The organism is Ruminococcus sp. J1101004sp1_RTP21198st1_B9_RTP21198_201120 (assembly GCF_040924245.1).
Taxonomy (GTDB): domain Bacteria; phylum Bacillota; class Clostridia; order Lachnospirales; family Lachnospiraceae; genus Blautia_A; species Blautia_A faecis.
The window spans coordinates 237,693-256,052 of sequence record NZ_JBCOMI010000002.1 but is presented as its reverse complement, the minus strand read 5'-3'; the positions used below and the strand labels follow the sequence as shown (position 1 = coordinate 256,052).

Below are 18,360 nucleotides of genomic sequence, written 5' to 3'. Positions count from 1 at the left end.
GTTCGCTGTAGCGTTGCGCCGGCGAGTGAGTAATACACATTGTCCAAATGCGTCCGCATTGAAGAACTTTTAATCAATTAAATAGCAATAGTACCTTATTTCCTACAACAATTCCAGAATATCCTCCCTGCTCATACCACTCAGCTGTCCCATATCACCGCTGATGATCTGCTCTGCCAGATCCTGCTTTGCTTCCTGGAGCTTCTGGATCTTTTCTTCAATGGTATTGCGGGCGATGAGCTTGTACACGGTAACTTTCTTTGTCTGTCCGATACGGTGGGCACGGTCAGTGGCCTGATTCTGGACAGCCTGATTCCACCAGGGGTCATAGTGGATAACCACATCTGCACCTGTCAGATTCAGTCCAACGCCGCCTGCTTTCAGGGAAATGAGAAATACAGGAGTGGTATCAGAATTGAACTGTTTCACAAGCTCCTGTCGTTTCTGCTTGGAGGTTTCCCCAGTGATGATGTAATAAGGAATCCCCTCTTTTTCCAGTGCTGCCTGAAGAAGAGCCAGCATGGAAGTAAACTGGGAAAATAAAAGCATACGGTGCCCACCATCAATAGCACTCTGGATCAGCTGCATACAGCTCTCAGCCTTGGCAGATTCACCGCGGTAATTTTCAAAGCAAAGAGAAGGAGAGCAGCAGATCTGTCGCAGCTTCGTCAATTCAGCCAGAATCCACAATTTGCTCTTATTAAATTCGCCCTCGTCCTGCTGGGCAATTTTTTCCTTCATATGCACAACCTGGGCATCATACAGCTTCTGCTGTGCATCCTCAAATTTCACGTAACGGACTTCTTCCAGTTTTTCAGGAAGATCCTTCAACACATCCTCTTTCAGACGGCGAAGGATAAATGGAGACACCATTTTCTGCAGACGGGTCATGGCAGACTCATCGTCGTTCTTTACGATCGGAGTTTCAAATTCCTTTTTAAAGGAATCATAACCGTAGAGAAATCCCGGCATTAAATAATCGAAAATGCTCCAAAGCTCACTGAGGCGGTTCTCAATTGGTGTTCCGGTAAGTGCGTAGCGGGTCTGGCTGTGGATCACCTTTACAGATTTGGCTGCTGCTGTTGTGTGATTCTTGATATACTGTGCCTCATCAATGATCTGGTATAAAAATTCTTTTTCCTCATACTGGTCAATATCTCTTTTTAAAAGATCGTAAGAGGTGACCAGAACATCGAAATCTGAGTACGTCTGAAGCTTTGCCTGACGCTCGGACTGACTTCCTGCGATCAGGGAAACTTTCAGCTGTGGGGCAAATCGGGCAAGCTCTTCACCCCAGTTAAAAACAAGGGCAGCGGGAGCTACTACCAGGGATGTGCCGGTTTTTCCTTCAAGCTTCGCTGCAAGAAGAACTGCGATTACTTGTAAGGTTTTTCCAAGGCCCATATCATCGGCGAGAATTCCGCCAAATTTCCATGCTTCCAGGGTACGCAGCCATTTATAACCGTTCTTCTGGTATTTTCGCATGATTCTGGAAAGGCTTTCCGGTTCTTCAAAATCGGCATCGTTAATGGTTTTGAAGCCTTTTACGATTTCACGGAAATGACGGTCACGGTTGGCATATATGTTTTCGTTGCTTTCCAGCATCTGATCCAGATATAAGGTGCGGTATGCCGGAATGTGCATTTTTCCTTTGACAAATTCTTTCGGGGTGAGATGAAGGGTTTTCATCAGTTCTGCCAGCATTTCCAGGTTCTGCTCCTGGAGATTGACAAATTCGCCGCTTTTCAGCTTGTAATATTTTTTCTTCAGCTGATAGCTTTTCAGGATATCCAGAAGCTCCTGGCTGGAAATATCATCCGTGGAAATATTCAGATCCAGGAGGCCGCCGGAAACGGACACCCCAACGGAAACCTTTACAGTCTTTAAGGTATGTCGGCTGCGGAACCGGTTGGTGCAGCGTACTTCGCCAAGCTCCATGAGGGCGGTAGTTCCGGACTCCATGATCTGATAGCTCAGTTCTTCGTCATGATTGCAGTGAAGTACGTCAAAGTCGGGATCATAGTAAGGCAGCCATTCCATGGTCTGATCCAGCACACTGTTTTCCAGAGGAAAGTCACGGAACTGCTGGTCCGGGGAGATATCCTCATGAAGTAAAAGCTTTCCTACAGAGAATTCTCTTTTTCCATAAAAGGCGCTTACCTTGCAGATAACGTTATCGTTTTCCATGTCCAGATAAAATACGAAGTGTGCTTCAGGCGTGAGGTACTGTCTGAATTTCTCCGGATTTTCCTCCGTAATATCCGCCACTTCCTGAAGCTGGGGCAGCACATTGTGATAAAAATTGGACAGTGTATTACGCCCCATCTGGAAGTGGAATTCTCCATTTCTGGAAAGCGCTGTCAATGGACGGACCTTCTCCATAAAGGCCGGTTCGGTTTTACAGAAGCTGTCATCCTGGATAAAGTATGAAGAGTCCATACCCTGAAAAAGCTCTGGGATGTATCCCTTTACTGTGACACCGTCAAATTGCTTTTTGTCCTTAGAGGCATCCAGAATCCGTATGGAAATCCGTGGATTCCCTGTTTTGCAGTGAAGCTGGGCTTTTTTACGGGCAGCATCCGGAGTTTTATCTTCAAAATCTATTTTATCATTGCAAATATTGTCATAAAAACTGTCCAGACGCCAGCCAAAAAGATCCAGAGAATTGCCAACATTAAATTTTTTTGGCAAATAGATGCCGGAATTCTGGATTTTGTCTACAAACTGCTCTTCCTCGCGGACGATCCGGTCAATATAGCGGATCCATTTGCGGCTCTCCTCTGTGAAATCCTGCGTTTTGTGGCTGATCTGGGTGCTGGTTCCATACTGAACGGTCTCACCGTTGCGAACCTGACGGCAGAAGTCATCCAGTTTTTTTACCACGAACATTTTGGAAGTTCCTACCTTAAAAGAAACGGAAAGCTTATTGTCATTCTGTGTCAGTCTTGGAACCAGGGAAACACCTGCGGAAACATGGGCCGGTGTTTCTTTCTGGTCATTTTTGAGCTGTCCTCTGCGATAGGAGTTCAGCAGATAGTCTCCGTTCATGTCAGTGGCATCCGAAAAATTGCTGTGGTTTACATAATCACGAATATAGAAGGCAAGTGCAGCTGTATACTGGCACCTGGAATTATCAGAATACCAGCCCCAGTATTTTCTGTGGCATTCCGGGCATCCGCATCTTGCATAAGTAACTTCCTCGTGAGAGAAAAGAAGGGTGACGCCGAAGATATCTCTGCCAGTCTGGAAGGTTGCTTCAATCTGGCCAAGGCGCTGACCGTTCATCCTGTCGTAGCCGCAGGAAATATCTGTGACATTCATTTTCTGTTGGCGATAGATGGCTTCCCCGTTTTTTCGGTCTTTGGGGGCAAGCTTTAGGGATTCAAGAATTTTGTCGCCGTCAAAGTAGCTGTAATTTTCCAGCTGTTGGATATTTCCGTCTAATGAGGAATCGTCGTCTGCGTCACTGTCATTCTGGGAACCGCCAAGAAGCTGGTACGTTTCGTTACGCTTTTGTTTTTCCAGCTCTTCCTGACGTTTGCGCTCTTCCGTTTCTTTCTTTTTCACTTCTGTCGGAGAATTTTTCATTTGTTTGGCTTCCTTTTTATGATTTTTCTTTGTCGTTTTTGTCCTTGGGAAACATGCTGTCCAGCAGTTTGGACAGTTCGTTGGCATGCTTCTTTATGCCGGAGAAGGGATTGCTTCTGTTTTTATGTTCATAGCCAAATTGAGCAGCAAATTTTTGCAAAGATCTGGTTCGCTTCATATAAAAACTCCTGCCAGATATTTCTTCCTTATAATATGAAAAGAAATACAGCAACGTGAAACATTTAACGACGAATGATCATCTTGCAGATAGGATTTCCTATAGAAGAAAATTTTTCTTCATATTCGGTCATTACATTGCCAACCATCATTTCTTCGTTGTGATGAAGATCAAAGGTATGTGCTTCAAGCTTCCATCCGGCTTCCGGGACTTCTTCTAGGGAAAAGTCGAACAGGCCGCGGTTGTCAGTTTTGAACTCGATGGTTCCGTCTTCTTTCAGAATCTTGTCGTAGCGGGCAAGAAATTCCCGGGAGGTAAGGCGGCGGGAAGCGTGGCGGGCCTTTGGCCAGGGATCGGAAAAATTCAGATAGATTTTTGAAACCTCGCCTTTTTCAAAAGTTTCCGGAAGGAGGCGTGCATCCATACGCATGAATTTCAGATTGGAAAGCGCCTGCCCTTCCTCAGCCAGCGCCTCCTTTTTCTGAATGGCACGAAGAAGTACGCTGTCATACATTTCGATTCCGATATAGTTGATCTCTGGGTGGAGCTTCGCCATATCCATAAGAAAGCGGCCTTTTCCCATGCCAACCTCCAGATGGACAGGCTGATGCTGTGGGAAAACCTTGTCCCAGTTTCCCTTATTCTCCTGGGGATTCTGGATCACGTAGATACTTTCTGCAATTGCGTCTTTGGCGCCTGGTATATTTCTAAGTCGCATAGGTTCCTCCTGTAATTATATTTATAGCTGTATGAAACTGATTCCGGCTCTTTGCAAAAGTTTACCGGGTGGTAAAAAATGCTTGTCAGAATCAGCTGAAATTGTATTCATTCTTAACAAAACTACTATACATGATTTCCTGCTTTTCCGCAATAATATTGATATCGTGATTTTTCAAACACATTCTATGTCAGGGGGAAAACGCAAAGTTCTTTTAATTGAAAAAACTGACTAATTTTGACTGAATATGAAATGCGTCAATAAGAAAAGTAAACGGAAAAATGTGGGAGAACTCTGTATAAATATGCATTTTCTTCCTATTTATAATTAATACGTGTACCTATTATAAAATTTCGATATGACAGGAATTGATAAGATTGTTAATTTTTAGTCAAATCATCTGGAATTGTATTGAATTTTTGTGAAAATTTTAGGCAAAGTTTGACTGGTATTTTCATCAAAATGGGTGTAAGATACTTAAAACTTGAAAAAGGAGGGGAAAAATGGAACAGATAATCGGTAAGTTATCCGAGATAGAGACAACTGCAGAGACCATTATGAAGGATGCACTGCAGAAGAAGAAAGCTCTTTCAGCTGAGATGGAAAGGCAGTCCAAGGAATTCGACACCCAGCTGGAGAAACAGACAGAAGAGCAGATTAAGGAAATTCGCCGGAATCTTGAGGGTGAGAAGGATAAGCGCCTGTCATCCCTGCGGGAAGACACTCAGGCTGCCTTAAGTCAGCTGGACGCTTACTATGCGAAGAATCACGAACGCCTTTCCAGAGAAATTTTTGAAAAGATCATTCAGGAGGAAGTGATGTAATGGGAAGCGTTCTTTCCTACAGCGGAATTTCCACGAAAATACGCGCTATGAGCAGTCATCTGGTGACAGATGAACAGCTTCAGGAAATCGTCCGCTTTTCGGACGTTCCACAGGTAGCCGCTTATTTGAAGAAAACGCCGGAATATGCGAAAGCATGGTCAGACCTTGATGAGAATAATCTTCACCGAGGTGAGATCGAGAAGCTTCTGAAGAAATCCATTTTCGGAAATTTCTCCCGCATTTACAATTTTGCAAACAAGGAGCAGCGCAAGTTCCTGGCACTTTATTCCAAGCGCTACGAAATCCGTGTTCTGAAAGAGATCATGACGAATCTCTTTGATCACAGAAGCACCGATCCTGTGGATATGAGTCCTTACCGCGACTTTTTCCTTCACCATTCCAAGCTGGACATTGACAGAGTGGCAGGTGCCGGAAATATGGATGAGTTCATGACAGCCCTGAAGGGCAATGAATTCTATGCTCCGCTTCAGAGCGTATATGAGAACGGCAATGGACTTTTATTTGACTACGGAATGGCTCTTGATCTTTATTATTTTAATCAGATTTGGAGTGTCCGCAAAAAGTTATTCAAGGGAAACGATCTGGACGAGATCACCAAGGCTTATGGTGAGAAGTTTGATATGCTGAACCTGCAGTTTATCTTGCGGTCCAAGCGTTATTACAAAATGGAGCCGGCAGCCATCTACGCACAGCTGATTCCCGTGAATTATAAACTAAAGAAAGAAGAAATCACAGCTCTGGTGGAAGCTACCAGCAAAGAAGAGGGTGAGCAGATCTTTTCCCGTACCTGGTATGGCAGGAAATATCAGCAGCTGAACCTGATCTCCATGGAGGAGCTCTATAATAGTCTGCTCCGTACCGTGCTTGAGAAAGAGGCTCGCAAGGATCCTTATTCAGTAGCTGTTTTGTATTCTTATCTTTACCACAAAGAGCATGAGGTAAACCGTCTGACTATCGCACTGGAGTGTGTTCGTTACCAGGTTGATCCGGACGAGGCAATGCATTATGTTCACAACAATTAGTAACCCGGAGGTAGCAATGTGATTGAGAAAATGAAATTTGTCAGCATTACCGGGCCAAGAGAGGATATCGACCGAGTTGTAAATAATTACCTCAGCCGGTATGAGATTCATCTGGAGAATGCTCTTACTGAGCTCACAGATGTGAAGAATCTTTCTCCTTATCTTGAAATCAATCCTTATAAAGAAGCTTTAAGCACAGTCGGAAGCTTCTATGAAGAGGTTGAGAACCCGGAGCAGGCTTCTGCGAAGAAGCTGCCAATCGAAAAAGCTCTCTCTTTCGTACAGCAGATCAAAGATGAAGCGGATGTCCTTAACAAGACACGCCAGGAACTGGAAGAGAAACGTGATTCTCTGTCAGAATCACTTCGTATTATCTATCCGTTCCGAAATGTAGACTTTGATGTGCAGTCAATCCTGAAAATGCGTTATATCCATTATCGCTTTGGACGGATCGAGAAAGATTATTTCGATAAATTTAAAACATACATTTATGATAATCTGGATACGATCTTCATTAAATGTGATGAAGATGACCGTTATATCTGGGGAATTTATTTTGTTCCCGTTCATGAAGCGCAGCGGATCCATGCCGTATATTCTGCTATGCACTTTGAAAAAATCTTTGTACCGGATCAGTATGATGGAACTGCCAAAGCTGCATACACAGCACTTGAAGCGCAGTACAAGAAAACAATTGCAGATCTTGATGCGAACAAAGCGGCAAGAAAAGCTTTCTTCAGAAAAAATGCATCCGACATTGTTTCCTGCAAACATACACTTTCCCAGTTTTCAAGGAACTTTGATATCCGTAAACTGGCAGCATGCACACATGGGGACAACAAGGGAGAGGCAGCAGCCGATTATAAGCCGAAGGAACCATTTTATATCCTTTGTGGCTGGATGACAGAGAAGGATGCCAAAGCTTTCCAGAATGATATTTCCGGAGATTCCCGTATTTTCTGTCTGATTGATGAGAATGAGCAGGAGGATGCCCATAAGACACCGCCTACCAAGCTGAAGAATCCCAAGCTTTTCAAGCCATTCGAAATGTACACCAAAATGTATGGCCTTCCGGCTTATGGAGAGATGGATCCAACCTGGTTTATCGCCATTACTTATTCCTTTATTTTCGGCGCAATGTTCGGAGATGCAGGACAGGGTCTGGTTTTATTGATCGGCGGATATCTTCTTTACAGATTCAAGCATATTGATCTTGCCGGAATCATCAGCTGTGCAGGTATCTTTTCCACATTCTTTGGCTTCATGTTCGGCAGCGTTTTCGGATTTGAGGATATTATAGAGCCTGTATGGTTAAGGCCTATGGATGCCATGATGAATGTGCCTTTTATCGGAAAACTGAATACCGTATTTATTATCGCTATTGGCTTTGGTATGGGAATCATTCTTCTGTGTATGATTTTTAATATTATGAATTCCCTGAAAGCAAAGGATACAGAGAAAGTATGGTTTGATACCAACTCTGTTGCAGGCCTTGTATTCTATGGATCCGCAGTGATTGTAATTGCATTGTTCATGACAGGCCATAAGCTTCCTGGCGGTATTGTTCTTTGCATTATGTTTATTCTTCCGCTGCTTGTAATGTTCTTAAAAGAGCCTCTTACAAACCTTGTGGAAAAGAAGCCGGCAGCCTTTGAAGGCGGTGTGGGAATGTTTATTGTTCAGGGATTTTTCGAGATGTTCGAAGTCCTTTTGAGCTATTTCTCCAACACACTTTCTTTCGTGCGTATCGGAGCTTATGCAGTCAGCCATGCAGCTATGATGCAGGTTGTACTGATGCTGGCCGGTGCCGAGAACGGAAGCCCGAACTGGGTAGTGATTGTTCTCGGAAATATTTTCGTATGCGGTCTTGAGGGTCTGATCGTTGGTATCCAGGTACTGAGACTTGAGTATTACGAGATGTTCAGCCGTTTCTACAAAGGAAGCGGAAGAAAATTCGAGCCGTTCCGTTCTGACGCGGAGGCAAAGTAAACTGCCGTTGGTAGTGAAATATTTATCAAATGTCTCTGTGAAATGCAGTGACATTACAAATGTTAAAAACACGAGGAGGTCAATTATCATGACAGTTATGACACAGATTATCTTAGCAGTAGCGCTTGTATTAAGCATTATCGTTCCATTTGGTTATTATTTCATCGGCGAGAAGAGCCGTGGACGCTATAAAACAACAATCGCAACAAACGCATTTTTCTTCTTTGGTACCATGTTAGTAGCAGCAATGGTTATGTTTGCAGGAAGCTCTTCTGTACAGGCTGCAACAGGCGCTGATGCAGGTATTGCAACAGGTCTTGGATATATTGCAGCAGCTCTTGTTACCGGTCTTTCCTGTATTGGTGGTGGTATTGCCGTAGCCAGTGCGGCAAGTGCAGCTCTTGGCGCAATCAGCGAGGATCAGAGCATTCTTGGTAAATCTCTTATCTTCGTAGGTCTTGCCGAAGGTGTTGCTCTTTACGGTCTGATCATTTCCTTCATGATCATCGGTAAATTATAATTATGAAAATGTTTTTGATCAGTGACAACATCGATACCTGCACAGGGATGAGACTGGCAGGTGTGGAAGGCGTGGTAGTCCATGAGCGTGACGAACTGAAGGACGCTCTGGAAAAAGCAATCGCCAACAAAGAAATCGGGATCCTTCTCCTGACCGAAAAATTCGGCCGGGAGTTTCCCCAGATCGTGGACGATGTAAAGCTGAACCATAAAACGCCTTTGATCATCGAAATCCCTGACAGGCATGGTACAGGCCGCAAACCTGATTTTATTACCGGATATGTTAACGAAGCCATTGGCTTAAAGTTATAGGCAGGAGAAGACCAAGCATGACAATTGAAGAAAAACTGCAGCATTTCTATGACACTTCCGTTGCGGAAGCCCAGACAGAGGCTGAGAATACACTGGAAGCACATAAGAAGAGTCTGGAAGAAATGCTTGAAAAGCATAAAGAATCAAGAAAAATGGATGCCGAGGCACAGATCAAGGCAGAGACAGAAAATGCTACCCGAGAGGTAAACAAGGCACTTTCTGCTGAGCAGCTGACTTTAAGACGTGACTGGACAGCCAAACAGAATGAGCTTAGAAATGAGCTTTTTGTAGAGGTTAAGAATCATCTGGAGGACTTTATGGAGAACCCTGAATATCAGGATTATCTTTGTACAAGAATCCAGAAAGCAAGAGAATTTGCGGGAAATGATGAGATTTTTATCTATCTTTCCGCTGAAGATACAGCATTACAGCGCTCTATTGTAGCAAAGACCGGATTCACAGTTGAGATTTCCGATGAACCGTTTATGGGTGGTATCAAAGCCACAATCCCGGCTAAAAACATCCTGATCGACAACTCTTTCCTGAGTGCTTATGAGAAGCTGAAAAAAGAATTCAAATTTGACGGAGGGCTGAGCCATGAATAAAACAGGTATTATCTACGGCGTTAACGGTCCTGTTATTTATCTGAAAGGCGACCCGGGATTTAAGATTTCCGAGATGGTTTATGTTGGACCTGAGAAGCTGGTCGGTGAGGTCATTGGTCTGAAAAAGGGCATGACTACCGTACAGGTTTTCGAGGAGACAACAGGACTGAAGCCAGGCGATACAGTAATGGGAACAGGCGATGCTATTTCCGTTCTTCTGGGACCTGGAATCATTCATAACATTTTCGATGGTATCCAGCGTCCTCTGGAGGAGATTGCAAAATCCTCCGGAAAATATATTTCCCGTGGTGTCAGTGTTGATTCCCTTGATACTGCTAAGAAATGGGATGTTCATGTAACTGTTAAAGTTGGAGATATGGTAAGTGCAGGTACTATCATTGCCGAGACTCAGGAAACAGCTTCCATTCTTCATAAATCCATGGTTCCGCCAACAATCGGAGAGGCTGAGGTTATCAAGGCAGTTCCGGACGGAGCATATACTATCCTTGATCCGATTGTAACGGTTCGTCTTTCTGACGGCAGCGAGCGTGACATCGCGCTTGCACAGAAATGGCCCATCCGTGTGCCAAGACCTACCTACAAACGTTTCCCTGCAAGTGTGCCGCTTGTAACCGGACAGCGTATTCTGGATACCCTTTTTCCAATTGCAAAGGGTGGTACAGCAGCGATTCCTGGCGGTTTCGGTACTGGAAAAACCATGACACAGCACCAGATCGCAAAGTGGTCTGACGCAGATATCATTATCTATATTGGATGTGGTGAGCGTGGAAACGAGATGACACAGGTTCTGGAGGATTTCAGTAAACTGATCGACCCGAAATCCGGAAACCTGATGATGGACCGTACCACTCTGATTGCCAATACATCAAACATGCCTGTTGCAGCCCGTGAGGCTTCTATTTATACAGGTGTTACACTGGCTGAGTATTATCGTGACATGGGTTATGACGTTGCCATCATGGCAGACTCCACTTCCCGTTGGGCTGAGGCTCTTCGAGAGTTATCCGGACGTCTGGAGGAAATGCCTGCCGAGGAAGGTTTCCCGGCTTATCTGGCTTCCAAGCTTTCCGCTTTCTATGAGCGAGCTGGTATGATGCAGAACTTAAATGGAACCGAAGGTTCCGTATCTATTATCGGTGCGGTTTCCCCACAGGGTGGTGACTTCTCTGAGCCTGTTACACAGAATACAAAGCGTTTCGTCCGCTGCTTCTGGGGACTGGATAAATCTCTGGCTTATGCCCGTCATTTCCCGGCTATCCACTGGCTCACAAGCTATAGTGAGTACCTGGAGGATTTAAGCCCATGGTACAGAGATAATGTTTCCGCTAAATTTGTAAGCGACCGTAATCAGCTGATGGCGATTCTGAACCAGGAGAGCTCTCTGATGGAAATCGTTAAGCTGATCGGTAGTGATGTTCTTCCGGATGATCAGAAGCTGACTCTGGAGATCGCAAGGGTTATCCGTCTTGGATTCCTTCAGCAGAATGCGTTCCATGCAGAGGATACCTGTGTACCGATGAGCAAGCAGTTCAATATGATGGAGATCATCCTTTATCTGTACGAGAAGTGCCGCTCCCTTGTAAATCAGGGAATGCCGGTTTCCGTACTGAAGGAGGATAATATTTTTGAGCGTGTCATTGCTATCAAATATGATGTTCCGAATAACAAACCTGAGATGTTTGACCAGTATAAGGCTGACATCGACAGATTCTACGATAACGTATTAGAGAGAAACGGCTGATAGGGAGGTAAGTTTTTTATGGCAATCGAATATTTAGGCCTTAGTGAAATAAACGGCCCTCTTGTAGTTCTGGAAGGCGTTAAAAACGCTTCCTATGAGGAAATCGTCTCCTTCCGTATGGATGACGGTACCGAAAAGCTTGGCCGTATCATTGAAATATACGAAGATAAAGCAGTAATTCAGGTTTTCGAGGGTACAGATAATATGTCCCTTGGAAACACTCATACACGTCTTAGTGGTCATCCTATGGAAATCGGGCTTTCCCCGGAAATCCTGGGACGTACCTTTAACGGTATTGGACAGCCTATCGATGGTCTTGGTGAGATCACACCGGAGGTCAGCCTGAACATCAATGGACTGCCACTGAACCCGGTTACCCGTGAGTATCCGCGTAACTACATCAATACCGGTATTTCCGCAATTGATGGTCTGACCACCTTGATCCGTGGACAGAAGCTTCCGATTTTCTCTGGAAACGGTCTTCCTCATGATAAGCTGGCTGCACAGATCGTGCGTCAGGCTTCTCTGGGCGCTGATTCTGATGAGAATTTCGCCATTGTGTTTGCTGCAATGGGTGTTAAGTATGATGTTGCAGAGTTTTTCCGCAGAACCTTTGAGGAGAGCGGTGCTTCCGATCACGTTGTTATGTTCCTGAACCTGGCAAATGACCCTACTGTTGAGCGTCTTCTGACTCCGAAGATCGCCCTGACTGCAGCAGAGTATCTTGCTTTTGAAAAAGGTATGCATATTCTGGTTATTCTTACAGATATCACTTCTTTCTGTGAGGCAATGCGTGAGGTTTCTTCTTCCAAAGGTGAGATTCCTTCCCGTAAAGGTTATCCTGGATATCTTTACAGTGAGCTTGCTACTTTATATGAGCGTGCAGGTATTGTTTCCGGTGGTACAGGTTCTGTTACACAGATCCCGATTCTGACCATGCCTAATGATGATATTACCCATCCGATCCCTGACCTTACCGGTTACATTACTGAGGGTCAGATTGTTCTGGACAGACAGCTTCATGGACAGGGTATTTACCCGCCAATCAATGTTCTGCCGTCTCTTTCCCGTCTGATGAAGGATGGTATTGGTGAGGGCTTCACAAGAGCGGACCATCAGGACGTTGCCAACCAGCTGTTTTCCTGTTATGCAAAGGTTGGAGATGCGAGAGCCCTTGCTTCTGTTATTGGTGAGGATGAGCTTTCTCCTCTGGATAAGAAGTATCTGCAGTTTGGTAAGGCATTTGAGGCTGAGTTTGTCGGTCAGACAGATACAGAGAACAGAAGTATTATTGATACTCTGAATAAGGGCTGGGAGCTTCTTGGTATGCTTCCGAAGGATGAGCTTGACCGTATTGATACCAAGATTCTGGATCAGTATTATCACGAGACTACCAAATAAAGTGTGAGGTGACTTGAATGGATCCGAATACCTTTCCTACCAAGGGTAATTTAATTCTGGCTAAAAATTCACTTGCTCTTTCCCGTCAGGGTTATGAACTGATGGATAAGAAGCGTAATATTCTGATTCGTGAGATGATGAATCTGGTTGATCAGGCGAAGGATATCCAGGGACAGATTGATGAAACGTTCCGAACTGCGTATGAGGCTTTGCAGAAAGCGAATATGGAGATGGGTATCGCGTTTGTGGATCAGATTTCCCATACGGTGCCGGTGGAGAATTCTATTCGTATTAAGACACGTAGTGTTATGGGTACGGAGATTCCGCTGGTGGAGTATGATAAGTCGGGAAATGTGCCGACATATGCTTATTATAGTACGAAGATGTCTCTGGATGAGGCGAAGGCGGCTTTTGAGAGGGTGAAGGAGCTTTCCATTAAGCTGTCTATGATTGAGAATTCAGCGATTCGGCTGGCTAGTAATATTAAGAAGACTCAGAAGAGGGCGAATGCGCTGAAGAATATTACGATTCCGAAGTTCGAGGCTCTGACCAAGGATATTTCCAATGCTTTGGAGGAGAAAGAGCGTGAGGAATTTACGCGATTAAAAGTTATTAAGAGGATGAAGCAGGGTGCATGAGGCACCCTGTTTTTTTTCTATATGTATGGTCAAGCGGATATTCCAGGTCCGCTTCGCTGCTTGCTCATAACCGAATGCTGCTTCGCAGCTTATGAGACATCAATTCACAGTTTCTTGCGAGATTCCCCATAGAATGAACACATAATGCCCATTTGTTGAACACATTTTGTCTGTATATTATTAGCCATAAGGAACACAAAACAAGGCAAATACAGAAAGGAATTAAATGGGTATGAAACGTAAATATGTGGCAGTTTTAATGGGAATTATGGTAGCAACTACTTCTGTACCGACGATGGTTTATGCTGAGGACAGTAAGACCGAGGCGGCTGCAGATGCAGTAGATACAACAGATGAAAGTGTTGAGGCGGATGCTTCGGGTGAGAGTAGTGACGAGAGTCAGGAGAATCAGGAGAGTCAGGAGAATGTGGTACTTGGTGAGGTTAAGTCGGTTTCAGTTTCCGATTCTGAGATTACCATTGCAGTTGGGACTATGAAGGAGATGGGACAGCCTGGTGATGATGGTCAGAACGGCGGAGAACCGAATAGTCAGGGTGGCGAAGCGCCGAGTGACCAGGACGGAGAGGCGCCTGAGAAACCAGAAGGTGACAATCAGGATGGCGAGGCGCCTTATATGTTGGATCTGACTGGTGAGGAGCAGACGATTACGGTTACTGCAGATACTGTGATCACAAAACAGGCGGGCGGCATGCAGCCTGGCGGAGATGGACAGAATAGCGATGCACCGGAGAAGCCGGAAGGAGATGACCAGAGCGCAGATTCTTCTGATGGCGGAGCACCGGAGAAGTCGGAAGGAGATGACCAGAGCGCAGATTCTTCTGATGGCGGAGCACCGGAGAAGTCGGAAGGAGATGACCAGAGCGCAGATTCTTCTGATGGAGAAGCACCGGAGAAACCAGACGGGGATGCTCGGGATGGCGGTGCTCCAGAGGAAAATGGACAGTCTGCAGAGGCTGAGGAAATTTCACTTTCTGATATTCAGGAGGGCGATACCGTTTCTGTCACGTTAGATGAAGATGGAAATGCAGCTTCCATTACAGTAATGTCCATGGAAATGGGTGGCCAGGGAGGTCCTGGTGGTGATGGTCAAGGTGCTCCGGGTCAGGGAGGTCCTGGTGGACAGTCTCAGGGTGTGGACAGCTATACTGCGGTAAATGAGTATATAGAAGATACAACTGTATCAAATGAGACAATTGAGTCAACAGGAACTGACGAGAATGCAGCATTGATTTCTTCCGGAGCAAACGTAACACTTGATAATGATACGATTACAAGAACTTCTGCAGACAGCCAGGGCGGAGACAATTCCAGCTTCTATGGCGTAGGCGCAGCAGTTCTGGCAACAGACGGTACTGCTTATGTGAAAGATGGCAGTGTGACTACAGATGCAGCTGGCGGTGCAGGGCTTTTTGCATATGGAGATGGAACTGTATATGCATCTGATACAACTGTAAAAACTGCCCAGGATACATCAGGCGGTGTTCATGTAGCTGGCGGCGGTACTCTTTACGGATGGAATCTGGATGTGGAGACAAATGGTGAGTCGTCTGCAGCAATCCGAAGTGACAGAGGCGGCGGAACAATGGTGATTGATGGCGGAAACTATGTTTCCAATGGCGTTGGTTCCCCGGCTATTTACAGTACAGCTGATATTGCGGTAAGCAATGCAACTCTGACAGCAAATGGTTCAGAGGCTGTTTGTATCGAAGGTCTGAATTCTATTCACCTTTATGATTGTGACTTGACAGGAAATATGAGTGATCTGGATCAGAATGATAATACCTGGACTGTAATCCTTTACCAGAGCATGTCTGGTGATTCTGAGGTCGGAAACAGTACTTTTCAGATGGATGGAGGCAGCCTGACTTCTGAGAACGGCGGTGTATTCTATACAACCAATACAGAGAGTACAATTACTTTAAATAATGTAGATATTAACTATAACGACGAGAATGAGTTTTTCCTGCAGTGTACAGGTAATACCAACCAGAGAGGATGGGGACAGTCTGGAGCAAACGGAGCTGACTGCCACTTTACCGGTATTAGTCAGGATATGCAAGGAAATGTGATCTGGGATTCTATCAGTGATCTGGATTTTTATCTCACAGATGGCAGCAGCCTGACAGGTGCAGTTGTAGATGATGAGAGTTATGCAGGCGAAGGCGGAGAGGGATACTGTAACGTTTATGTAAGCGCAGATTCCACCTGGACTGTAATTGGCGACAGTACTGTCTCATCTCTGGAAAATGAGGGAACAATTGTAGATAGTAATGGAAAAACTGTAACAATTCAGGGTACAGACGGAACTGTGTATGTACAGGGCGACAGCGAGTACACCATTACAACTGGTTCCTACAGCGACACAGCAGATCTGTCCGGAGCAACGGCGATCCAGGATCAGAGTGTTTATACAATTGAGAAACCGGATCAGCTTTAAAATTGGATAAAGAAACTCTCCAATTTGAAGATTATGGGCTTGATGAGTTATAAGAAAAAACACTGGGCTACACTTTATTGTGGCTCAGTGTTTTTTCGCTAAAAGAAGAGTGAACCTGAATTATAAAAATCCCGGTCAGAAAAGAAGTATCAAGACAGTTCTTTTCTAAAGACCGAGATTTTTTATGTTAAATTTAAAATCAAATTCGAATTCTCCGACGTAAGCAACTTCCGAAAATTCTCCTAAAAGAAGGAGGGCCGGACCTTTTGGCCCGGCAAGTATGAAAAAGAAAAAGTATATTTATAATCTATGTAAAAAAGCTTTCGCTTTATTTGTTTATTAATATACGCGGAATTTGTGATGAATCTGTGAGGACAAATTGAAAAATATATGAGGAAAATCTAAAGAACTTATAAACTGGAACGCACCTGAAGTGACCGGCTTAGGAATATACAGTATGAAAAAGCTGTGCATTTAAACCCAACTTCATGGTGATAAAATCTATCTACGATATATTGAAAATTTTATTCAGCTAAGAAAATTAGTCGTTGTAAAAGTTGTAATACTCATTTATAATGGAAAGAAGATTCAAGGTTATTGTTTACCGGAGATTTTCCAGCGTGAACAGTAACGATTCCAATGAGAATTTATAGGGAAAAACAGGAGGAAAACCTTGAAGAAAGAATTAGTTATTGTAATTGATTTTGGTGGTCAGTACAATCAGCTGGTTGCAAGACGTGTCAGAGAATGTAATGTATATTGTGAAATCTATTCTTACAAGACCGATCTTGAGAAGATCAAAGCCATGAATCCAAAGGGAATCATTCTTACCGGTGGACCGAACAGTTGTTACGAAGCTGATTCACCGACTTACCAGAAAGAATTATTCGAACTTGGTATTCCGGTGCTTGGGCTTTGCTACGGTGCACAGCTTATGATGCATGTTCTCGGCGGTAAAGTTGAGAAAGCAGATGTAAGTGAATACGGCAAAACAGAGCTGCTGGTTGACAAAAAAGACTCCAGAATTTTTGAAGGAGTATCAGAGAAAACAATTGTCTGGATGAGTCATACAGACTATATCTCCCAAGCAGCACCAGGATTTGAGATTTCTGCACATACAGCAGACTGTCCAGTGGCTACAGCCGAGAATGCGGAGAAGAAACTGTATGCGATCCAGTTTCATCCGGAAGTTCTCCATACAGTAGAAGGAAAGAAGATGTTATCCAATTTCGTACTTGGTGTATGCGAATGTGCCGGAGACTGGAAGATGGATGCATTTGTTGAGCATACAATTAAAGAAATCCGTGAGAAAGTGGGCGACGGCAAAGTCCTTCTGGCACTGTCTGGCGGTGTTGATTCTTCTGTAGCAGCAGGACTTCTTTCCAGAGCTATTGGCAAGCAGCTGACATGTGTGTTTGTAGATCATGGCCTTCTTCGTAAAGACGAGGGCGATGAGGTTGAGGGTGTATTTGGTCCTAATGGACAGTTTGACCTGAATTTTATCCGTGTGAATGCACAGCAGAGATATTATGATAAACTTGCGGGAGTTACTGAGCCGGAAGCGAAGCGTAAGATCATTGGTGAGGAATTTATCCGTATCTTTGAAGAAGAGGCTAAGAAGATCGGTGCTGTTGATTTTCTTGCGCAGGGAACCATCTATCCAGATGTGGTAGAGAGTGGTCTTGGCGGAGAGTCTGCAGTGATCAAGTCTCATCACAATGTAGGCGGACTTCCTGATTTCGTAGACTTCAAGGAGATTATTGAGCCGCTTCGTGACCTCTTCAAAGATGAAGTCCGCAAAGCAGGACTGGAGCTTGGAATTCCAGAGAAGCTGGTATTCCGTCAGCCATTTCCGGGACCGGGACTTGGAATCCGTATTATCGGCGAAGTTACTGAAGAGAAAGTTCGCATTGTGCAGGATGCTGATTTCATTTACCGTGAAGAAATTGATAAGGCAGCAGAAGCTTATAAAATTGAGAACGGCAAAGAACCATCCTGGATGCCGAACCAGTACTTTGCAGCTCTTACCAATATGCGAAGCGTAGGCGTTATGGGCGATTTCAGAACATACGATTATGCGGTGGCACTTCGAGCAGTGAAGACGATTGACTTTATGACAGCAGAGTCCGCAGAGATTCCGTATGAAGTACTGAACAGGGTTATGAATCGTGTTATTAATGAAGTTAAGGGAGTTAACCGCGTATTCTACGACCTGACCAGTAAGCCACCGGGAACGATTGAGTTTGAATAGTTGACGCTGGGCTACAAAGCCCGTAACCACGGGGCTTTGCGGCTTTGGGTGTTTGAAATTGCATTATCATTGCA

At 44.6% G+C, this 18,360-nt stretch carries 14 protein-coding genes; 11 read left to right on the top strand and 3 right to left on the bottom strand.

The genetic code is table 11. From position 1 onward, the window contains the following. Positions 1 to 102 precede the first annotated feature (102 nt). The 3 genes from AB5618_RS02510 to trmB all read right to left on the bottom strand — a co-directional run bounded on the left by AB5618_RS02510 (position 103) and on the right by trmB (position 4,484). Positions 103 to 3,588, bottom strand: coding sequence for a DEAD/DEAH box helicase (locus tag AB5618_RS02510; RefSeq protein ID WP_368366452.1), 3,486 nt, complete (start codon positions 3,586 to 3,588; stop codon positions 103 to 105). Between the two features lie 16 nt (positions 3,589 to 3,604). After that, positions 3,605 to 3,766, bottom strand: coding sequence for a hypothetical protein (locus tag AB5618_RS02505; protein WP_173719405.1), 162 nt, complete (start codon positions 3,764 to 3,766; stop codon positions 3,605 to 3,607). A gap of 64 nt (positions 3,767 to 3,830) precedes the next feature. After that, a complete protein-coding gene (gene trmB, locus AB5618_RS02500) occupies positions 3,831 to 4,484 on the bottom strand; it encodes a tRNA (guanosine(46)-N7)-methyltransferase TrmB (protein WP_173769165.1) in 654 nt (217 codons plus the stop codon). A gap of 503 nt (positions 4,485 to 4,987) precedes the next feature. Between trmB and AB5618_RS02495 the strand changes: the two genes are divergently transcribed. The 11 genes from AB5618_RS02495 (at position 4,988) to guaA (ending at position 18,286) form a co-directional block, all read left to right on the top strand. Next, positions 4,988 to 5,308 (top strand): hypothetical protein, encoded by a 321-nt coding sequence (locus AB5618_RS02495; protein ID WP_118579350.1) that lies wholly within the window; start codon positions 4,988 to 4,990, stop codon positions 5,306 to 5,308. Next, positions 5,308 to 6,351, top strand: a complete 1,044-nt coding sequence (locus AB5618_RS02490; RefSeq protein WP_118579353.1) for a V-type ATPase subunit — start codon at positions 5,308 to 5,310, stop codon at positions 6,349 to 6,351. The genes AB5618_RS02495 and AB5618_RS02490 overlap by 1 nt, the downstream gene beginning before the upstream one ends. Before the next feature lie 18 nt (positions 6,352 to 6,369). Beyond that, the gene (locus AB5618_RS02485) at positions 6,370 to 8,340 is read left to right on the top strand and encodes a V-type ATP synthase subunit I (RefSeq protein WP_173736221.1); all 1,971 of its coding nucleotides are present in this window, start codon (positions 6,370 to 6,372) and stop codon (positions 8,338 to 8,340) included. 88 nt (positions 8,341 to 8,428) lie between these two features. After that, the gene (locus AB5618_RS02480; RefSeq protein WP_118579356.1) at positions 8,429 to 8,860 is read left to right on the top strand and encodes an ATP synthase subunit C; all 432 of its coding nucleotides are present in this window, start codon (positions 8,429 to 8,431) and stop codon (positions 8,858 to 8,860) included. Between the two features lie 2 nt (positions 8,861 to 8,862). Further along, on the top strand, positions 8,863 to 9,171 hold the full coding sequence (locus AB5618_RS02475) for a V-type ATP synthase subunit F (protein ID WP_117851005.1): 309 nt from the start codon (positions 8,863 to 8,865) through the stop codon (positions 9,169 to 9,171). A gap of 17 nt (positions 9,172 to 9,188) precedes the next feature. Beyond that, positions 9,189 to 9,776, top strand: coding sequence for a V-type ATP synthase subunit E (locus tag AB5618_RS02470; protein WP_173769167.1), 588 nt, complete (start codon positions 9,189 to 9,191; stop codon positions 9,774 to 9,776). After that, positions 9,769 to 11,538, top strand: coding sequence for a V-type ATP synthase subunit A (locus tag AB5618_RS02465; RefSeq protein WP_148462112.1), 1,770 nt, complete (start codon positions 9,769 to 9,771; stop codon positions 11,536 to 11,538). The genes AB5618_RS02470 and AB5618_RS02465 overlap by 8 nt, the downstream gene beginning before the upstream one ends. A gap of 18 nt (positions 11,539 to 11,556) precedes the next feature. Next, positions 11,557 to 12,939 (top strand): V-type ATP synthase subunit B, encoded by a 1,383-nt coding sequence (locus AB5618_RS02460; protein WP_118579365.1) that lies wholly within the window; start codon positions 11,557 to 11,559, stop codon positions 12,937 to 12,939. A 17-nt stretch (positions 12,940 to 12,956) separates the two neighbouring features. Next, the gene (locus AB5618_RS02455; RefSeq protein WP_118579368.1) at positions 12,957 to 13,577 is read left to right on the top strand and encodes a V-type ATP synthase subunit D; all 621 of its coding nucleotides are present in this window, start codon (positions 12,957 to 12,959) and stop codon (positions 13,575 to 13,577) included. A 232-nt stretch (positions 13,578 to 13,809) separates the two neighbouring features. Next, positions 13,810 to 16,035: a hypothetical protein gene (locus tag AB5618_RS02450; RefSeq protein ID WP_368366451.1), complete on the top strand. Its 2,226-nt coding sequence runs from the start codon at positions 13,810 to 13,812 to the stop codon at positions 16,033 to 16,035. 673 nt (positions 16,036 to 16,708) lie between these two features. Next, positions 16,709 to 18,286, top strand: a complete 1,578-nt coding sequence (guaA, locus tag AB5618_RS02445; protein ID WP_148462113.1) for a glutamine-hydrolyzing GMP synthase — start codon at positions 16,709 to 16,711, stop codon at positions 18,284 to 18,286. The last annotated feature ends 74 nt before the right edge of the window (positions 18,287 to 18,360 follow it).